This is a genomic window from Micromonospora wenchangensis (assembly GCF_002210435.1).
Lineage (GTDB): Bacteria > Actinomycetota > Actinomycetes > Mycobacteriales > Micromonosporaceae > Micromonospora > Micromonospora wenchangensis.
Map to the genome: position 1 here is coordinate 27236 of NZ_MZMV01000008.1, position 19037 is coordinate 46272.

Below are 19037 nucleotides of genomic sequence, written 5' to 3' on the forward strand. Positions count from 1 at the left end.
TCAGCCGCACCGTCGCGGCCCGAACCGGATTCGCACACACGAACGAGGAGCGACTCAGTGGCAACCATCGAGGGAATCGTCGCCCGGGAGATTCTCGACTCGCGGGGCAACCCCACGGTCGAGGTCGAGGTAGGGCTGGACGACGGCACGATCGCCCGCGCCGCCGTACCCTCCGGCGCCTCCACCGGCGCCTTCGAAGCGGTCGAACTGCGCGACGGTGACAAGGGCCGCTACCTGGGCAAGGGCGTCGAGAACGCGGTCGCCAACATCGAGGACAAGATCGTCGACCAGCTCATCGGCTACGAGGCCAGCGAGCAGCGGCTGATCGACCAGAAGATGCTCGACCTCGACGGCTCCGACAACAAGGGCGAGCTGGGCGCGAACGCCATCCTCGGCGTCTCGCTGGCGGTGGCCAAGGCGGCGGCCGGCAGCGCCGAGCTGAGCCTGTTCCGCTACCTGGGTGGCCCGAACGCCCACCTGCTGCCGGTGCCGATGATGAACATCCTCAACGGTGGGGCGCACGCCGACTCGAACGTCGACGTCCAGGAGTTCATGATCGCCCCGATCGGCGCGCCCAGCTTCCGGGAGGCGCTGCGCTCCGGGGCCGAGGTCTACCACGCGCTGAAGTCGGTGCTCAAGAAGAAGGACCTCTCCACCGGCCTGGGTGACGAGGGTGGCTTCGCCCCCAACCTGCCCAGCAACGCCGCCGCGTTGGACCTGATCGCCGAGGCGGTCGAGAAGGCCGGCTACCGGCTCGGCACCGACATCGTCTTCGCCCTCGACGTGGCCGCCACCGAGTTCTTCGACAACGGCACCTACACCTTCGAGAGCGCCGCCAAGAGCGCCGAGGAGATGAGCAACTACTACACCAAGCTCATCGGCGACTACCCGATCGTCTCGATCGAGGACCCGCTGGCCGAGGACGACTGGAGCGGCTGGGCCACGCTCACTGCCGCCGTCGGCGACCGCATCCAGATCGTCGGCGACGACCTGTTCGTGACCAACCCGCAGCGCATCGCCCGGGGCATCGCCGAGAAGGCCGCCAACGCGGTGCTCGTCAAGGTCAACCAGATCGGTTCGCTGACCGAGACCCTGGACGCCGTGGACCTGGCCCACCGGGCCGGCTTCAAGTGCATGATGAGCCACCGCTCCGGCGAGACCGAGGACACCACCATCGCCGACCTGGCCGTCGCCACCGGCTGTGGCCAGATCAAGACCGGTGCCCCGGCCCGTTCCGACCGGGTCGCCAAGTACAACCAGCTCCTGCGGATCGAGGAGGAGCTGGCCGACGCGGCGCGGTACGCCGGCGCCGGTGCGTTCCCGCGTTACCGTTCGGCCTGACCCAGGCGAACCTCGGGGGAGGGGTGTGACGATGCAGCAGCGCCGCACACCGGGTGGCCAACGCCCGGCCCGCCGGCCGACCGGCCGGCCGGGTGGGGCCCGGGGCGCCCGGACGCCGCTGCGCGACGGTGGGGTCCGCGCCGAGACGCGGACCACCACGGCCCGGTCGCGCGGCACCGACGGGGTGCGTTCGGCGAACCGTCCGGCGGCGGCCCGCCGGACGGCGGCCGGTGGCACCATCCGGCGGTTGACCGCACCCCACCCCCGACGGTTCACCGGGCGGGCCACCGTCCTGTTCGCGGTGCTGCTCGCGCTCGCCCTGGCGTACACCTATCCGGTCCGGGTCTATCTGGACCAGCAGGTCGACATCGAGCGGATGGAGGCGTCGCAGGCCGCGCAGCGGCAGCGCATCTCCGACCTCTCCGCCGAGGCGGCGAAGTGGCAGGACAAGGAATACATCAAGATCCAGGCGCGGGAACGGTTCTACATGGTGGTGCCGGGGGAGACCCCGGTGATCGTGCTCAACGACGCGGACGGCGCGGCCCGGGACGCCAACGGTGGCCGGCCGCCGGCCCCACCGAAGACCCCCGACCCCTGGTACGACACCCTGTGGTCGAGCGTCCGGGCGGCGAACGGCGACGCCGCGGACCAGTGAGCAGCACCCGCGTACCGAACGAGAGATGGGCACCGTGACTGTCGTACCACCGCAGGAGCCGGCGGCGGACTCCGTACCCCCGCCGGAGCACCAGCCGGCCACCGAGGCCGACCTGGCCGCGGTGGCCGCGCAGCTCGGACGCCCGCCCCGCGGCACCCGGGCGGTGGCCCACCGCTGCCCGTGCGGCCTGCCCGACGTGGTGGAGACCACCCCCCGGCTCGCCGACGGCACCCCGTTCCCGACGCTGTTCTACCTGACCTGCCCCAAGGCGACGGCGGCGTGCAGCCGGCTGGAGTCGGCCGGGCTGATGAAGGAGATGGCCGAGCGGCTCGCCGAGGACCCGGAGCTGGCCGACCGGTACCGGGCCGCGCACGAGGACTACCTGGCCCGCCGGGCCGCGATCGGCGAGGTGCCGGAGATCGCCGGCATCTCCGCCGGGGGGATGCCCGGCCGGGTGAAGTGCCTGCACGTGCACCTGGGCCACGCGCTCGGTGCCGGCCCCGGGGTCAACCCGTTGGGCGACGAGACACTCGCCCTGGTGGAGAAGTGGTGGGCGGCCGGGCCCTGCGTGGACGTGCCGGCGGCCGGGTGAGATGACCGACGAGATCGTGGTACGCCGGGCCCGCACCGGCGACGTACGCGGCATCCGCCGGCTGGTCGACACCTACACCGACGACCGGCGGCTGCTCAGTAAGGCCACCGTCACCCTCTATGAGGACGTGCAGGAGTTCCGGGTCGCGGTGACCGGCGACGGGCGGGTGGTCGGCTGTGGCGCGCTGCACGTGATGTGGGAGGACCTCGCCGAGATCCGTACCGTGGCCGTCGACCCGGCCTGTCGGGGGCGGCGGCTCGGGCACCGGATCGTCACCGAGCTGATCGACGCCGCCCGGGAGTTGGGTATCGCCCGGATCTTCGTGCTCACCTTCGAGACGGCGTTCTTCGGCGCGTTCGGGTTCACCGAGATCGACGGCGCCCCGGTGCCGCAGCCCGTCTACGAGCAGCTGCTGCGCTCCTACGACGAGGGCGTCGCCGAGTTCCTCGACCTGGAACGGGTCAAGCCGAACACCCTGGGCAACACCCGGATGCTGCTGCGCCTCCAGCCCCGGCCGTCTTGACCCGGCCCGGCACCCTGGGTCGGTGACGATCCTGCGCCGGTTGGTTGCCCTGCCCGCCGCCCTGGTGACCCTGTTCGCGCTGGTCGGCGTGGCCCGGCTGATCGCCCCGGCGACCGGTGGCGTCGACCGTCAGCCGCCCGGGGTGGACCGGCAACTCGACTACCTGCGGGCCGAGCTGGACGACGGTGCCGGCGAGGACGCCCAGGCGATGTTCCCGGAGGGCTGGTTCTTCGCCCACGCGCTGTACGGGCTGGCCCGGGTGGAGACCGGCCTGCGGCAACCACCGCAGGAGCGCGACGAGGCGTTGCGGGAGGCCCGGTGGGCGCTGGCCCGGCTGGAGTCCCCGGCCGGCACGGCCCCGTTCAGCGCCGACCTGACCCCGGCGTACGGCGTCTTCCACGCCGGCTGGACGAACTGGCTGCGCGGCGGGGTGCTCGCCCTGCAACCGGCGTCGGGCCGGGACCCGGCCGAGGTACGCCGGTTCGCCGAGGCGTCGAACGCGCTGGCCGCCGCGTTCGACGCCTCGGCCACGCCGTACCTCGCCGCCTACCCGGGGCAGGCGTGGCCTGTCGACTCGACGGTGGCGGTGGCCTCGCTGCGGCTGCACGACCACCTGCTGCCGCCCCGGTTCGACCGGACCACGGCACGCTGGCTGGACGGCGTACGCCAGCGGCTCGACCCGCGTACCGGCCTGCTGCCGCACCGGGTCGACCCGGGCACCGGCGCGCCGGCCGAGGTGGCCCGGGGCACCTCGCAGAGCGTCATCCAGCGGTTCCTGCCCGAGATCGACCCGACCTTCGCCCGCGAGCAGTACCTGCGCTTCCGCACCGGGTTCGTGGTGTCGCCGCTGGGGCTCGGCCCGGCCGTGCGGGAGTACCCGCGCGGTCTGGACGGCCCGGGGGACGTCGACTCGGGGCCACTGCCGCTCGGGGTGAGCTTCTCCGCCACCGTGGTGACCCTCGGGGCGGCCCAGGTGCAGGGCGACGACACGTTGGCCGGGGCGCTGGCGAACTACGGCGAACTGGTCGGTTTTCCGCTGGACACCCCGCACACCCGCCGGTACGCCTTCGGCCTGCTCCCGATCGGCGACGCCTTCCTGGCCTGGTCGAAGACCGCCCGCCCGTGGGTCTCCGCGCCCGCCGACCCGCCACCGACGACGGTGGAACCGTGGTGGCGGACGCGGCTGGTGGTCCTGCTGGTGCTGCTCGCCGTGCTGGCCTGGACGCCGTGGCTGCTGCTGCGGCGGCTGTCCCGGCGTCGGTGACCACCGCCGGCCGTGGCCGGTCGGCGGCTGCGCGGTCGGTGCCGCCGTGCGTCGTCGGCTGCACGTGCCCGGTCGGTGCCGGGTTCGGCGGCCGGCGGCTGCCGTAGGGTTGCTGCCGTGACGACGCGTGTGGCCGCCATCGACTGCGGGACCAACTCCATCCGCCTGCTGGTCGCCGACCTGCCCGACCCGTCGGCCGGGCCGCAGGCCCCACTGGTCGACCTGGCCCGCCGGATGGAGATCGTCCGGCTCGGTCAGGGCGTCGACCGGACCGGCCGGCTGGCCCCCGAGGCGATCGAACGGACCCGGGTGGCGCTGGCCGGGTACGCCGCCGAGATCGACGAGCTGGGCGTCGACCGGGTGCGGATGTGCGCCACCTCGGCGTCCCGGGACGCCAGCAACGCGGCCGACTTCCGGGCCATGGTGGAGCGGACCCTCGGGGTCGCGCCCGAGGTGGTCAGCGGCGACGAGGAGGCCCGGCTGTCGTTCACCGGCGCGGTGCGGGGGCTGCCCGCCGACGCGGAGCCGCCGTACCTGGTGGTCGACATCGGCGGTGGCTCGACCGAGTTCGTGGTGGGCACCCGCGACGGCGGGGTGCAGGCGGCGATCTCGGTGGACATCGGCTGTGTCCGGATGACCGAACGGCACCTGCACGGCGACCCGCCGACCGCCGACGAGGTCGCCGCCGCGCAGGCCGACATCGCCGCCGCCGTCGACCGGGCGCTCGCCGCCGTCCCCGGCCGGGAGGCCGCCACGCTGGTCGGGCTCGCCGGTTCGGTCACCACCGTCGTCGCCATCGCCCAGGACCTGAAGGAGTACGACCCCGAGCGCATCCACCACGCCCGGGTGCCGTACGAGCGGGTGGCCGGGGTGACCGCCGACCTGCTGGGCCGGACCGCCGCGCAGCGGTTGGCGATCCCGGTGATGCACCCGGGGCGGGCGGACGTGATCGGGGCGGGCGCGCTGGTGCTCAAGGTGATCATGGAGCGGGCAGGGATGTCCTCGGTGGTCGCCTCCGAACACGACATCCTCGACGGCATCGCCTGGAGCCAGCAACCCGTCTGACGGCTGACCAACACCCCCCCTCCGGCTCTCCCGCCGCCCTCGCCCGCTCGACACCGAGCCCCGTGATCAAGAAGTTTGCGTCAAGAGCCCCGTCGGGGATGACGCCAACCTCTTGATCGCGGGGCAACGGCGTGGTGATCAAGAGGTTGGCGTCGAAGATCCGGGCGGGGATGACTCGAAACTCTTGATCACCGAGGCGGGGGCCTGGGCGAGGTGGGGGTGGGACGCGGGCGGCATTGAGCGGCGGGGTGAGGCGGGAGTCCGAGCCTGGTATCGCGCTGTTGACGGTAGTGCGCAGTGCGCAGTAGTGTGTGATGCGTGGACACCACACAACTGCTCAAGGGTGTGCTCGACCTGGCCGTGCTCGCCGTGCTGCGGGATTCCGACGGCTACGGCTACGACATCCTGCGCCGGCTGCGCGAGGCCGGCCTGGAGGAGGTCGGCGACGCCTCGGTCTACGGCACCCTGCGTCGGCTCTTCGCCGCCGGCCTGCTCACCACGTACGTCGTGCCGAGCGAGGCCGGCCCGCACCGCAAGTACTACGCGCTCAACGCCGCCGGCCGTGACCAGCTCACCCGCTCCGGCAAGACCTGGCGCGCGTTCGCCACGACGATGGACCAGCTGCTCGACGATCGGGGGATGGCGGCATGACCGTCACTGGGCAGGAGATAACGGACTACGTCGAGCGGGTGCGGGCGGCGCTTGCCGACCTGCCGCCGCAGACCCGCGAGGAGCTGACCGAGGACCTACCCGAACACCTCGCCGAGGTCGCCGCCGAGGCCGACGGTTCGCTGGTCGACCGGCTCGGCACCCCCGAGGCGTACGCGGCGGAGCTGCGCGCCGCCGCCGGGGCGGGTGACCCGGCGGCCGGCCGGCGGGCCCTGGAACGGCGGATCGCCTCCGTGTTGGGGCGGGCCCGCGCCCGGATCGACCGGCTCGACGCCAGGTTCGGCCCGGTGTTCGGCCACGCCACGGCTGGGGAGTTCCTGCGGCTGCTGCGCCCGGCGTGGTGGGTTGCCCGCGCCTACCTGGCCGCGATGCTGCTGACCGCGCTCAGCACCGACGGGCCGCTCGGCCTGCTGCCCCGGCTCGACGGCCACGCGTTCGTCGGCCTGCTGATGTTCGTCGGCCTGCTGTACGGCTCCGTCTGGTTGGGGCGACGCACCCACGAGTTGCGGTCCTGGCGACGCTGGGCGTTGCACGCCAGTTCGGCGGTGCTGGCGCTGTTCGCGATCGGCGCGGTGGCGGACGTGGACGACCACGCCCGTTCCGGCTACGACTACGGCTACGAGTCGACCTCGGTGGACAACCCGTACAACGAGGTGCAGGACGTCTACGTCTACGACAGCGAGGGGCGGCTGGTGGAGAACGCCCGGCTCTTCGACCAGAACGGCACCCCGATCCGGCTGGGCTGGCCGGCGTGCGACGATCCCGCCCTGCCCGACGTCAACCCGGTGCAGCGCGGCTACCCGTACTGCCCGCAGCAGGCGCCGTTCCGGCCGCGCCCGCCGGCCGTCGCCCCGCTGCCGCCCGGGTCCGGCGTCGGCCCCGACGGGTCCCCGTCGCCGACCGTGCCGGGTGCGGTACCGACCGCCACCGTGCCGGGTGCGGTGCCGACGGCCACCACCCCGGGCACGCCCGTTCCCACCGTATCGGTGCCGGCCGCGTCGCCCTCGGTGTCCGGGCCGGCGGGGGCACCCCTGCCCACCGCCACCGGTTGACCTGTCGTTCCTGGGAAATGGCTGAACGGACGATGGGAACGGGGCAGCACGCGCTGATCTTCGTCGCTACGTTGTCGTCTGCTCATTCACCCCTCGGAAGGAAATTCAGTGTCAGAGCAGGTCGCATCGTCCCCCGCGCCGCAGGCCGAGCAGGTGGCCCAGCCCGAACCGGTGACCCCGGCCACCGCCGCGCAGCCGGAGGAGCCGAAGGGTGGCGGCGCGAAGAAGGCGCTCGGCATCGTCGGCGCGATCGTCGCCTTCCTGGTGATCGCGGCGCTGAAGTTCGGCGTCGCCAGCGCCATCGGCAACCTCCTCAACCCCGACGAGACGGCCGAGGCGAAGGCCGGCGACTGCATCGCCGAGCTGCCGGAGGTGACCGGTACGCAGGAGAAGTCGGTAAGTGACGCCAAGGTGGTCAAGTGCACCTCGACCGAGGCCGTCTACAACGTGGTCGGCCGGGTGGAGGAGCAGACCGAGGCACAGGCCAAGACCGGCAAGGCGTGCGAGCAGTACATCAAGGAGGGTGAGGACGGCTACGTCTTCTACAACATCGCCCCGGGCGGCAAGGGCTACCTGCTCTGCCTGACCAAGAAGGCCTGACCAAGAAGGCCTGACCGGCAGGGCCTGACGGCCCGGTACGACGATCCGCCGACGGCGGCGCGGGAATCCCGCGCCGCCGTCGGCGTGTTGCACGCCACCAGCCGATGAACGGGAGGTATATGCCACTGTTCCGGCATCTTCCCGGCACGCGTACGGCGTGGCAGGCTACCGACACGTAGGAACGCCCTGCGACCAGCCAACGATGACTGACCGACAGGAGGACGGGCCGATGGGCGAGATGGTGCGTTACCGCCGCGACGCGGGGACCGGCGAAGGGTATCTCGCGATACCGTCCAGCGGCACGGCCAGCCCGGCGGTCATCGTCATCCAGGACTGGTGGGGCCTCGTCCCGCACATCCGTTCGGTGGTGGACCGGTTCGCCGACGCCGGCTTCGTCGCGCTGGCCCCCGACTTCCGGCACGGCCAGCCCGCCAGCAAGCCCAGCGAGCCCCGGCAGATGCTCAACAGCGCCCAGATGGACGAGGCGGCGGCCGACATCGCCGTGGCGGCGGAATACCTCGCCGGCCGGGTCGAGGTGACCGGCAAGGTGGGGTGCGCCGGCTTCTGCGCCGGGGCCAGCCTGGCATTGTGGGCGGCCACCCGGGCCGAGCGGATCGTCGCCACCGCGGCCTTCTACCCCCGGCTGCCGTGGGACGGGATGCCCACCGAGTGGGCCGACTACGCGGGCAAGGCGGCGGTCGTGCACTGCTCCGAGGCCGACGGCCTGTCCGCCGCCGACGGCGTACAGACCGTCCGCCGGGCCGTCGAGAACGCCGGGGGCACCTGCCAGACGTACGACTACCCGGGCACCGCGCACGCGTTCTTCAACGAGGACCGGCCGGAGAACTTCGACCAGCGGGCGGCCGCCACCGCGTGGGCCCGTACCCTCGAACTCTTCCGGGCCAAGCTTGGCTGAGTCCCGTACCCCCGCGGAGGTGGTCGCCCGCGCCGCGCGGGCGACCGGCCTGGCCGACCTCGACGCGGCGGTCAGCGACTGTTTCGCCTGCCCCCGCCTGGTCGACTGGCGGGAGCAGGTCGCCCGGACGAAGCGGGCCGCGTTCCGCGACCAGGACTACTGGGGCCGCCCGGTGCCCGGCTTCGGCGCCCCGGACAACCGCACCGGGCGCGGCGGGGCGGGCCCGCCGGCCACCCCACCCGGCCCGGTGTCCGAACCCCGGATCGGCATCCTCGGCCTGGCCCCGGCCGCGCACGGCGGCAACCGGACCGGCCGGGTCTTCACCGGCGACCGCTCCGGCGACGTGCTCTTCGCCGCCCTGCACCGCGCCGGGCTGGCCAACCAGCCGACCAGCGTCGCCGCCGACGACGGCCTCGCCCTCACCGGTGTGCGGATCTTCGCCGCCGTGCGCTGCGCGCCGCCGGACAACAAGCCCACCCCGGCCGAACGGGACACCTGCGCCCCCTGGGTGCACCGGGAGGTGGCGCTGATCCGACCCACCCTGCGGGTGGTCGTCGCGCTGGGTGCGTTCGCCTGGGCGGCGTGGTGGCCGGTGCTACGCCAGGTGTACGGCGTCCGGCCGCCCAGCCCGCGACCGGTCTTCGGCCATGGGGCACACTGGTCCGGGTCGGCCGTTCCCGATCTGCTCGGTTGCTACCACGTCAGCCAGCAGAACACCTTCACCGGGCGGTTGACCACACAGATGCTGGACGATGTGTTCGCCCGGGCGAAACAGCTCGCGGGGGTGGACTGAGCAGCGTGGGACGGTGGCGATGGACCTCGGCGTACTGCGCAGATGGTGGCCCGTCGCCCTGGTGACGCTGCTGCTGCTGGCCGCCGCGCTCGCCGCCGGGCACTCGTCGATCGGGGCCAGCCGCATCCCGCCGGCCGCCGACAACATCCCCTACGTACCGGACTACCCCTCCGCCGAGCCGGCCCGGTCGATCCCGGTCGAGCCGCGTACCGAGGCCGCGCAGACCCGGCCGAGCGTCCCGCAGTGGATCGCCACGGCGGCGATCGGGCTGCTCGCCACGGCGATCCTGGCCGCCCTGGGCTACCTGGCCTTCACCCTGCTGCGCGGCGCGCTGCGGCGGACCACCCGGGCGGTGCCGGTGGCGCGGGCCCGGCGTACCGCCGAGGGCACCGCGCGGGAGGTGGTGGCCGCGCTCGACGCCGGCCTGGAGGAGCTGGACGACGCCGACACCGATCCGCGTACCGCCGTCATCGCCTGCTGGGTGCGGCTGGAGGAGGCCGCCACCGAGGCCGGCGTGCCGAGGCTCACCGGGGACACCCCGACCGACCTGGTGACCCGGCTGCTGCGCGGCGACCCGGCGGCCGGGGTGCCCGCCATCGCCAGCGCCGACGTGTTGGACGGCTTCGCCCACGTCTACCGCGAGGCCCGCTACGCCACCCGGGCCGTCGACGCCCGGATGCGCGACCAGGCACGGGAGGCGCTGCGCCGGCTGCGCGGTGAACTCACCGCCCTGGCCGACCCGCAGGTGCCGGCGTGAGCGCCCACCGCACCGCACCGGGGGAGGTGTCGGGGTGAGCGAGTCGACCGGCCTGGACGACCTGTTCTCCTTCGAGGAGGAACCGCCGCCCCGCACCGGCCGGGCCCGGGGCGGGCGCGCCCGGCTCGCGTTCCGGCTGCTGCTGACCGCCGCCGGGGTGACCGCCGTGGTCGTGGTCGGGCTGCGCGCGGTCGGCCTGCAACTGTCGCTCGGGATCGTGGTGGCGGGGGTGCTGGCGGTGCTCGCCGTCCGCCGGGTCACCGCCGCGCTGGCCCCGCCGCCCCCGCCCCGGGGCGGTGCCCGCGCCCCCGCCGGTGAGGAGCCGGGCACCTACAACTGGGCGGCCCGGGACGCGCTGCGGGCCGCCATCAACGGCTGGGAACGCCCGCTGGACTGGTCCTCGGGCAACCCGGAGCGGTTCACCGACCGCATCCTGCCCCGCCTCGGCGAGCTGGCCGACGAGCGGCTGCGCCAACGCCACGGCCTGACCCGGGAATCCGACCCGACCCGGGCGCGGGCCCTGCTCGGGGAGCCGCTGTGGAGTTTCCTCGGCACCCCCTCCCGCCGTCCCCCGTCGCCGCGCGACCTCGCGGCGATCGTCGCCGAACTGGAGAAGATCTGATGAACGACGTGGACCGCAGCATTCCCGCCACGGAGGTCGGCCACCTGGCGCGGGCGGTGCTGGACGCGGTCGGCACGGTCGTGGTCGGCAAGCGGGAGGCTCTGGAACTGGTGCTCGCCGGCATCCTGGCCGGCGGGCACGTGCTGCTGGAGGACCTGCCGGGGCTGGGCAAGACGCTGACCGCGCGTTCCTTCGCCCAGGCCCTCGGGCTGGACTTCCGCCGGCTCCAGTTCACCCCCGACCTGCTGCCCGCCGACGTCACCGGCTCGTTCCTCTACGACCAGCGCAGCGGCGACTTCTCCTTCCGGGCCGGCCCGCTGTTCACCAACCTGCTGCTCGCCGACGAGATCAACCGGACGCCGCCGAAGACCCAGTCGGCGCTGCTGGAGGCGATGCAGGAGAAGCAGGTCTCCGTCGAGGGCGTCACCTACCGGCTCGACGAGCCGTTCCACGTCCTGGCCACCGCCAACCCGATCGAGTACGAGGGGACGTACCCGCTGCCCGAGGCGCAGCTCGACCGGTTCCTGCTGCGGGTGTCGTTCGGCTACCCGCAGCGCGACGAGGAGTGGGAGGTGCTGCGCCGCCGGATGGACCGCCGCCGCGAGGAGGCGCAGATCGAGCCGGTGGTCGACGCCGGCACCCTGCGGGCCATGCAGGCCGCGCTGGAGGACGTGGTGGTGGAGGACTCCGTCGGCAAGTACATCGTGGACCTGACCGCGGCCACCCGGGAACACCCGTCGGTGCTGGTCGGGGCGTCCCCCCGGGGTGCGCTGGCGCTGCTGCTGCTGGCCCGGGTCCGGGCCGTCTTCGCCGGCCGTGACTACGTGGTGCCGGAGGACGTCAAGGAGGTGGCGGCCCCCGCGTTGGCGCACCGGATCACGCTGCGCCCGGAGATGTGGCTGCGCCGGGTCGACCCGTCGTTCGTGGTCGGTGAGGTGCTGGAGCAGACCCCGGCCCCGGCCAGTGGCGCGCTGCCCAGTTACGCGGCCGGCCGGGCCGGGCGCTGATCGTCGTGCCTGACCGTCAGGAGCCGACGGCGGGCTGGTCGCCCACCTGGGCGCTCGGCCGGGCGGTGCTGCTCACCGGGCTGCTGCTGATCGCCGCGGTGCTGCTCGGCCGGGTCGACCTGGTCGTGCTGGCCACCCCGTTCGCGCTCGGCACCGCCTACGCCCTGCGCCGCCGGCCCACCGCCGCCCCGCAGTTGGAGATCACCGCCGGGGACGCCCAGCTGGTCGAGGGGGGCGACCTGGCCGGCGCGGTGGTGGTGGGCAACCCGGACACGGTGCCGTACGACGTGGTGGTGGTCCGGACCCGGATCTCGCCGTGGCTGTCGGTCCGCCGGGCCGGCTTCGGCGGCATCGGGCTGGACGTCAGCCGGGCCGGCGGGGCCGACCGCCCGTTCGTCACCGCGCTGTCCCGGGGCACCGCCGTCGACCTGGAGCTGACCGGCACCGCGCTGCGGTGGGGGCGGCACCCGATCGGGCCGGCGGGTGCCCGCGCCGCCGCCGCCGACGGGCTGCTGGTCTCCCGGGCGGTGCTCACCGAACCGGTGCGGATGCGGGTGTACCCGAAGACCGAACCGTTCGAGGCGGTGGAGGCGATGCCCCGGGCCGCCGGGCTGGTCGGCGCGCACCACTCGCGGCGGCCGGGGGAGGGCGGCGAACTGGCCGGGGTACGCGTCTTCGGGCCGGGGGACCGGCTGCGCCGCATCGACTGGCGGGTGTCGCTGCGGACCCGGCAGTTGCACGTGGCGTCGACCCTGTCCGACCGGGACGCCGAGGTGGTCGTCCTGCTCGACGTGCTGGCCGAGGCGGGGCGTTCCGGCGGGGTGGCCGGGGCGGCGTCCGTGTTGGACACCACGGTCCGGGCCGCCGCCGCGATCGCCGAGCACTACCTGCACCGGGGCGACCGGGTGGCCCTGCTGGAGTACGGTCCGGCGGCCCGTCGGCTGCGTCCCGCCACCGGCCGCCGGCAGTACCTGACCGTCCTGGAGTGGCTGCTCGACGTGCACGCCGAGTCCTCCCCGCACGAGCCGTACGACCAGGTCTTCGGCCCGCAGGTGCTCTCCGCCGACGCGCTGGTGGTGGTGCTCACCCCGCTGCTCGACGAGCGGTCCGCGCAGATGCTGGCCCGGCTGGCCCGGGGCGGCCGGTTCGTGGTGGCGGTGGACACCCTGCCGACCGACCTCGCCCCGCCCGGTGACCGGGGCTGGGCGCCGGTGGCGTACCGGCTGTGGCGGCTGGACCGGGACACGATGATCACGCAACTTCGGGAGCACGGCGTGCCGGTGGTGGGGTGGGCGGGCGCGGGCAGCCTGGACCAGGTGCTGCGGGACGTCGCCCGGCTGGCGACCGCACCCCGGGTGGGTGGCCGGTGAGCCCGGTGGACGCGGCCCGGGAACGGGTCCGGGCGGCGCGCACGGCGGCACGTCGGGTGGCCCTGTTGCCGTTGCTGGTGCGTGGCCTGGTCTTCCTGGTGGTGCTGGCCGGGCTGCTGCTGGCGTACCCGGTGCAGTTGTTCCAGGCCCGGTCGCTGCTCGCGCTGACGGTGGTGGCCCTGCTGCCGGCGGTGGCTCCGCGCCGGATCTGGCCGACCTTCGCCGCGCTGGTCACGGTGGGCGGCTGGGTGTTCGCGTCGGCCGGTTACGACCGGCCGATCACGTTGTGGCGGTTGCTGGCGGTGGCGACCCTGCTCTACCTCGGACACACCCTCTGTGCCCTGTTGGCCGTGCTGCCCTACGACGGGGCGATCGACCCGGACGTCGTGCTGCGCTGGCTCACCCGGGCCGGCGCGGTGGTGCTGGCGTCGGCGGTGATCGGGGTGCTGCTGACCCGCTCGGGGCAACTCGGCCCGGATGACGGTTTCCAGGCCGCCACGGTGGTGGGACTGCTGGTGGCGGTGGGTCTGACCGGCCTGCTGGGCTGGCTGCTGCGCCGCAGGTAGCGCGACGTCGCGCAGCTCACAGGTGTTGTGCTCCGTCACAGATGGGGGTCTCGAGGGGTATTACCGGAGCCGCCCGGGGAAAGATGGATACGTGAATCCGAAGCGGATCCTTGTCGTGGGTGCCGGGCACGTGGGCCTGTACGCCGCTCTGCGCCTGTCCAAGAAGCTGAGCTCCCGTGAGGCCGAGGTCGTCGTGGTCGACCCGCAGCCGCACATGACGTACCAGCCGTTCCTGCCCGAGGCGGCGGCCGGCAACATCTCGCCCCGGCACTCCGTGGTGCCGCTGCGGCGCGAGCTGCGCCGGTGCAAGGTCGTCGCGGGCGCGGTGACCCGGATCGACCACAGCCGCAAGACCGCCGTGGTGCAGCCGATCTCCGGCCCGACCCGGGAGATCCCCTACGACCACGTGGTCGTCGCCCCCGGCTCGGTGTCCCGCACCCTGCCGATCCCCGGCCTGCACGAGCACGGGATCGGGTTCAAGACCATCGGCGAGGCCATCTACCTGCGCAACCACGTGCTGGACCGGCTCGACGTGGCCGCCGCCACGCCTGATGCCGACGTCCGCCGCTCCGCGTTGACCTTCACCTTCGTCGGCGGCGGCTACGCCGGCATCGAGGCGTTGGCCGAGATGGAGGACATGGCCCGGGACGCGCTGCGCTACTACCCCGAGCTGATGCCGGACGACATGCGCTGGGTGCTGGTCGAGGCGACCCAGCGGGTGCTGCCCGAGGTCGACCGGGACATGGGCGCGTACACGGTGCAGCAGTTGCTGAAGCGGAACATGGACATCCGGTTGGACACCCGGCTGGAGTCCTGCGTCGACGGTGTGGTGAAGCTCTCCGACGGCGACAGCTTCCGCTCCGACACCATCGTCTGGACGGCCGGTGTGAAGCCGTCGCCGATGCTGGACCGCACCGACTTCCCCCGCGACGAGCGGCGTCGGGTCACCTGCCTGCCCACCCTCCAGGTCGTCGACGGCGACCGGGTGGTGGAGGGGGCGTGGAGCGCCGGTGACTGCGCGGCCGTCCCGGACCTCACCAAGGAACCCGGCAACTACTGCTCGCCGAGCGCCCAGCACGCGGTGCGGCAGGCCGCCCGGATGGCCGACAACATCGCGCTCGTGGTGCGGGGCCGGGAGCCGGTCGACTACAAGCACAAGCATGCCGGCAGTGTGGCCAGCCTCGGCCTGCACAAGGGCGTCGCCCAGGTGTACGGGATCAAGATGAAGGGCTGGCCGGCCTGGTTCATGCACCGGACGTACCACATGAGCCGGATCCCGTCGTTCAACCGCAAGGTCCGGGTCGTGGTGGACTGGTCGCTGGCGTTCTTCCTCAAGCGTGAGGTGGTCGCGCTCGGCCAGCTGCACGACCCGCGCGAGGAGTTCGCCGAGGCGTCGCAGCCGATCCCGATCACCAGCAAGGCGGCCTGACCGCCGCCACGGCGCGCCGGTCGCCCCCGCCCGCTCCCGGGTGGGGGCGACCGGCGTTCGTATGTCCGGCACGGGCGGACGGGGTACGCCGGGGCGACGCGGAGCGGCTACCGTGAGACTGCACCGTCGCGCATCGACGTGACGCGCCCCCGCCCGGGTGGTGGAACGGCAGACACGGCCGCCTTAAAAGCGGCTGCCGCAAGGCGTGCGGGTTCGAGACCCGCCCCGGGCACCACACTCTCAGCTTTCCCACAGCCTCCCGACCGGCGACGGTCGCGCCCCGCCGTTTACCCTGGAAGGGCACGTTTGCGTGCGACTGACCCCCTGAGGGAGGCCTGAGACAGTGAAGACCTCGAACCCGGTGCTCGCCCGGCTCGGCCAGGCGGCCGAGCGGGAGCGTTCCGCCGGGTACGCCCAGCCCGGGCCGTACGGTTACGGACAGCCCGGCATTCCGCAGCAGTACCCGGGCCAGCCGGGCTCCCCGGTCGCCCCCACGGTGTCCGGCACGATGACCGTCGACGACGTCGTCGTCAAGACCGTCGCGCTCCTGGCCATCCTCGGCGTCTCCGCCGCCGCCGCCTGGATCGTGGTGCCGGATTCGGTGCTCGGCGTCGCCTGGATCGGCGCCGCGATGGTCGGCCTGGTCCTCGGCCTGATCATCTCGTTCTCCCGGGTCGCCAACCCGGCCCTGGTCGTCGCGTACGCGATCGTCGAGGGCGCGTTCGTGGGCCTGGTCAGCAAGGTCTACGAGACGGCCTACCAGGGCATCGTGCTCCAGGCCGTGGTCGCCACGTTCGGCGTCTTCTTCGTGATGACGATGCTCTACAAGGCGCGCGTCATCCGGGCCACGCCCAAGTTCGTCAAGGGCATGATCGCCGTGATGGCCGGCCTGTTCGCCGTCATGCTGATCAACCTGGTGCTCGCGCTGTTCGGCGTGAACACCGGCCTGCGCGACGGCAGCCCGCTTGCCATCGGGTTCAGCCTGGTCTGCATCGTGGTCGCCTCGCTGAGCTTCGTGCTCAGCTTCAAGGAGGTCGAGGACGGCGTCCGGATGGGGCTGCCGGCCCGCTACTCCTGGACGGCCGCGTTCGGCATCGTGGTCAGCCTGGTCTGGCTCTACCTGGAGATGCTCCGCCTGATCAGCTACTTCCAGGGCGACGACTGACGGTTTTCGCACCCGACGCCCGCCACCGCGCCCTGCGGTGGCGGGCGTCGTCGTCTCCGGCGGGCGGCCGCGGTGGCTAGACTCGCCGACGATGAGCGCAGCGGAGTTGGACCGGGCGGTGACGTCGCTGGTCCGTCAGGTGGGCCACTGGCAGCAGCCACGGTGGGCGGCGGTCGCCACGGGCGGCAACGTGTCCCGGGCCGACCTGGTGCACAAGCTGGTGCAGGAGGTCGCCGACCTGGCCGCCGACGCCGAGGGCGAGCCGCGGCGGGACGTGCCCCGGTTGGCGCATCCGATGGCGCTGCCCGACCAGCTCCGGGTGGTCGCGGCGGACCTGGTCGCCGCCGGCCCGCCGGAGGCGGTGCTGGCCGGGGCCGCCGCCCTGGTGGCGGCGACCCGCGGCGCGCTGTAGGGCTCAGCTGAGCCGTTCGAGCACCATCGCCATGCCCTGACCGCCACCGACGCACATGGTCTCCAGGCCGATCGTCGCGTCGTGCCACTGCAGGGCGTTGAGCAGGGTGCCGGTGATCCGGGCGCCGGTCATCCCGAACGGGTGGCCGACGGCGATCGCCCCGCCCATCACGTTGACCTTCTCCTGCGGGATGCCGAGCTGCCGGTACGACGGGATCACCTGGGCGGCGAACGCCTCGTTGATCTCGACGAGGTCGACGTCGTCGACGGTCATCCCGGCCCGGCGCAGCGCCTGCCGGGACGCCTCGACCGGGCCGAGGCCCATGATCTCCGGCGACAGGGCGGTGACCCCTGTGGAGACGATCCGGGCCAGCGGGGTCAACCCCAGCTCGTCGGCCCGCTGGGCGCTCATCACCACCACGGCGGCGGCCCCGTCGTTGAGCGGGCAGCAGTTGCCGGCGGTGATCCGGCCGTCCGGGCGGAAGACCGGCTTCAGCCCGGCCACCGCCTCCGGGGTGACCCCGGCGCGCGGCCCGTCGTCGGTGTCGACCACGCTGCCGTCGGGGGTGGTGACCGGGGTGATCTCGCGGGCCCAGAAGCCGTCGGCGATGGCCTTCTCGGCGAGGTTCTGGCTGCGGACGCCGAACGCGTCCATCTCCTCCCGGGTGACGTCGTACACCTGGGCCAGGTTCTCCGCCGTCTGCCCCATGGCCAGGTAGATGTCGGGGAGCTGACCGGCCTCGCGCGGGTCGGTCCACACCTCGGCGCCGCCCTGCGCGCGGTTCACCGACCGCTGCTGAGCCTCGGCGAAGCGCGGGTTCTCCCAGCCGCCGCCGACCAGCGCCTGCGCCTCGGGCGGCAGCGTGTCGGAGTTGCCCCGGGCGTACCGGGAGACCATCTCGACCCCGGCGGAGACGAAGACGTCGCCCTCCCCGGCCCGGATCGCGTGCATCGCCATCCGGGTGGTCTGCAACGACGACGCGCAGTAGCGGGTCAGCGTGGCCCCGGGCAGCCCGTCCAGGCCCATCAGGGTGGCGACCACCCGGGCCAGGTTGAAGCCCTGCTCGCCGCCGGGCAGCCCGCACCCGAGGTAGAGGTCGTCGATGGTGGCGGGGTCGAGCCCGGGGACCTTGTCCAGCGCGGCCTGGACGATGGTGGCGGCGAGGTCGTCCGGGCGGACCTCGCGCAGCGAACCCTTGAACGCGCGGCCGATGGGGGACCGGGCGGTGGCGACGATGACGGCGTCGCGGGACGACTCAATCGGCATGAACCAACGTTAACTTGACGGTAACTTGGCGCGGAAGGACGCCGACCAGCGGGAAATGTCACCCGTGCCGGCCCGGCCGGACCCGCCCGCCGACCGCGGCCCGGCGCAGCAGGCGGGACGGGATCGAGACCGGTCAGTGCCGGGAGGCGACGTTCGCGGCGGCGACGACCGCCGGCAACAGGGCGTGCGCCCAGACCCGGTACCCGTCGGCGGACGGGTGGAAGCCGTCGTGGCAGAGCGTCCCGGCATCGGCCCGGAACACCGGCCCGGTCTCCGTACCCAGGTCGACGACCGTCCCGCCGGCCTCCAGCACGGCGGCGGTCTGCGCCCGCGCGACCCGCCGGCCCGACCAGCCGATCACCTGCCGCAGCGGCGGGGCCACCGCGCGCACCGCGCCCAGGTCCGGGCAGGTGCCGACGACGACCTCGACCCGGGCCTCCCGCAGCCGGCGCACCGCCGAGGCGAGGTACGCCGCCGCCTCCGCCGGCCGCCGCATGGCGGTCGCGTCGTTCGCCCCGATCAGCACCACCGCGACGTCCGGCCGGTCACCCAGCAGCGCGCGGGCCACCTGGGTCGCCAGGTCGGTGGAGCGGGACCCGGAGACCCCCACGCTTGACAGGTGCACCCGCCGGCCGGTCGGCCCCTCGGTCAGCAGGTGGGCGAGCTGACCGCCGACCGTCTCGTCGAAGCGGGCCACCCCGACGCCGAGCGCCGAGGAGTCACCGAGCAGCACCAGCCGCAGCAGCGGGGCACCGACCCGGCCGACCGTGGCCCGCAGCGCCAACCCCAGCTCCGGCTGGGCGTAGTCGCGGTTCCGGGCCGCCACCGCCTGACCGGCGAGCACCGCCGCGCCGCCGATCGTCCCGGCGACCAGGGAGACCGCCGCGGCCTTGCCGAGGCGTACGGCCAGCTCGCCGCCGAGGGAGCGGCCGGTCACGGTGTCACCGCCCGGGGGCCCACGGCGGCGGTGACC

At 73.8% G+C, this 19037-nt stretch carries 21 protein-coding genes and 1 tRNA gene; 20 read left to right on the plus strand and 2 right to left on the minus strand.

Annotation, left to right across the window (positions count from 1 at the left end; translation table 11 throughout):
- Positions 1-57: 57 nt before the first annotated feature.
- The 20 genes from eno to B5D80_RS06610 all read left to right on the plus strand — a co-directional run bounded on the left by eno (position 58) and on the right by B5D80_RS06610 (position 16798).
- Positions 58-1341, plus strand: a complete 1284-nt coding sequence (gene eno, locus B5D80_RS06515) for a phosphopyruvate hydratase (RefSeq protein WP_088642877.1) — start codon at positions 58-60, stop codon at positions 1339-1341.
- Between the two features lie 31 nt (positions 1342-1372).
- Positions 1373-1996 (plus strand): septum formation initiator family protein, encoded by a 624-nt coding sequence (locus B5D80_RS06520; protein WP_088642987.1) that lies wholly within the window; start codon positions 1373-1375, stop codon positions 1994-1996.
- Between the two features lie 34 nt (positions 1997-2030).
- Positions 2031-2588 carry a DUF501 domain-containing protein gene (locus B5D80_RS06525; protein WP_088642988.1) on the plus strand — a complete coding sequence of 186 codons (558 nt, stop codon included), beginning with the start codon at positions 2031-2033 and terminating at the stop codon, positions 2586-2588.
- Position 2589: 1 nt separating this feature from the next.
- Complete coding sequence (locus B5D80_RS06530; RefSeq protein WP_088642878.1) at positions 2590-3111, plus strand: amino-acid N-acetyltransferase; 522 nt, start codon at positions 2590-2592, stop codon at positions 3109-3111.
- 22 nt (positions 3112-3133) lie between these two features.
- Positions 3134-4375 (plus strand): hypothetical protein, encoded by a 1242-nt coding sequence (locus B5D80_RS06535; protein WP_088642879.1) that lies wholly within the window; start codon positions 3134-3136, stop codon positions 4373-4375.
- A gap of 129 nt (positions 4376-4504) precedes the next feature.
- Complete coding sequence (locus B5D80_RS06540) at positions 4505-5440, plus strand: Ppx/GppA phosphatase family protein (RefSeq protein WP_088642880.1); 936 nt, start codon at positions 4505-4507, stop codon at positions 5438-5440.
- 318 nt (positions 5441-5758) lie between these two features.
- The gene (locus B5D80_RS06545; RefSeq protein WP_088642881.1) at positions 5759-6091 is read left to right on the plus strand and encodes a PadR family transcriptional regulator; all 333 of its coding nucleotides are present in this window, start codon (positions 5759-5761) and stop codon (positions 6089-6091) included.
- Positions 6088-7161: an HAAS signaling domain-containing protein gene (locus B5D80_RS06550; RefSeq protein WP_088642882.1), complete on the plus strand. Its 1074-nt coding sequence runs from the start codon at positions 6088-6090 to the stop codon at positions 7159-7161. Before B5D80_RS06545 ends, B5D80_RS06550 begins: the two co-directional genes overlap by 4 nt.
- A 108-nt stretch (positions 7162-7269) precedes the next feature.
- Complete coding sequence (locus B5D80_RS06555; RefSeq protein WP_245854289.1) at positions 7270-7761, plus strand: LppU/SCO3897 family protein; 492 nt, start codon at positions 7270-7272, stop codon at positions 7759-7761.
- A gap of 229 nt (positions 7762-7990) precedes the next feature.
- Positions 7991-8677, plus strand: a complete 687-nt coding sequence (locus B5D80_RS06560) for a dienelactone hydrolase family protein (RefSeq protein ID WP_088642883.1) — start codon at positions 7991-7993, stop codon at positions 8675-8677.
- Positions 8678-8696: 19 nt separating this feature from the next.
- A complete protein-coding gene (locus B5D80_RS06565) occupies positions 8697-9470 on the plus strand; it encodes a uracil-DNA glycosylase (protein WP_088642884.1) in 774 nt (257 codons plus the stop codon).
- Between the two features lie 19 nt (positions 9471-9489).
- Positions 9490-10227, plus strand: a complete 738-nt coding sequence (locus B5D80_RS06570; RefSeq protein ID WP_088642885.1) for a DUF4129 domain-containing protein — start codon at positions 9490-9492, stop codon at positions 10225-10227.
- A 34-nt stretch (positions 10228-10261) separates the two neighbouring features.
- Positions 10262-10849: a hypothetical protein gene (locus B5D80_RS06575; protein ID WP_088642886.1), complete on the plus strand. Its 588-nt coding sequence runs from the start codon at positions 10262-10264 to the stop codon at positions 10847-10849.
- Positions 10849-11856, plus strand: coding sequence for an AAA family ATPase (locus B5D80_RS06580; RefSeq protein WP_088642887.1), 1008 nt, complete (start codon positions 10849-10851; stop codon positions 11854-11856). The genes B5D80_RS06575 and B5D80_RS06580 overlap by 1 nt, the downstream gene beginning before the upstream one ends.
- Before the next feature lie 5 nt (positions 11857-11861).
- A complete protein-coding gene (locus B5D80_RS06585) occupies positions 11862-13226 on the plus strand; it encodes a DUF58 domain-containing protein (protein ID WP_425437171.1) in 1365 nt (454 codons plus the stop codon).
- A 5-nt stretch (positions 13227-13231) separates the two neighbouring features.
- Entirely contained in the window at positions 13232-13792 is a 561-nt protein-coding gene (locus B5D80_RS06590; protein WP_088642990.1) for a hypothetical protein, read from the plus strand.
- Positions 13793-13883: 91 nt separating this feature from the next.
- On the plus strand, positions 13884-15221 hold the full coding sequence (locus tag B5D80_RS06595) for an NAD(P)/FAD-dependent oxidoreductase (protein ID WP_088642889.1): 1338 nt from the start codon (positions 13884-13886) through the stop codon (positions 15219-15221).
- Between the two features lie 151 nt (positions 15222-15372).
- A tRNA-Leu gene (locus B5D80_RS06600) sits at positions 15373-15456 on the plus strand.
- Between the two features lie 108 nt (positions 15457-15564).
- Positions 15565-16386 (plus strand): Bax inhibitor-1/YccA family protein, encoded by an 822-nt coding sequence (locus B5D80_RS06605; RefSeq protein WP_088642890.1) that lies wholly within the window; start codon positions 15565-15567, stop codon positions 16384-16386.
- A gap of 91 nt (positions 16387-16477) precedes the next feature.
- Positions 16478-16798 (plus strand): hypothetical protein, encoded by a 321-nt coding sequence (locus B5D80_RS06610; RefSeq protein ID WP_088642891.1) that lies wholly within the window; start codon positions 16478-16480, stop codon positions 16796-16798.
- A 3-nt stretch (positions 16799-16801) separates the two neighbouring features.
- Here the strand turns inward: B5D80_RS06610 and B5D80_RS06615 are convergent, their stop codons facing one another.
- Together B5D80_RS06615 and B5D80_RS06620 are read right to left on the minus strand one after the other, a co-directional pair.
- On the minus strand, positions 16802-18064 hold the full coding sequence (locus B5D80_RS06615) for an acetyl-CoA C-acetyltransferase (RefSeq protein WP_088642892.1): 1263 nt from the start codon (positions 18062-18064) through the stop codon (positions 16802-16804).
- A gap of 133 nt (positions 18065-18197) precedes the next feature.
- Positions 18198-19001: an SGNH/GDSL hydrolase family protein gene (locus B5D80_RS06620; RefSeq protein WP_194821925.1), complete on the minus strand. Its 804-nt coding sequence runs from the start codon at positions 18999-19001 to the stop codon at positions 18198-18200.
- Between the last annotated feature and the right edge of the window lie 36 nt (positions 19002-19037).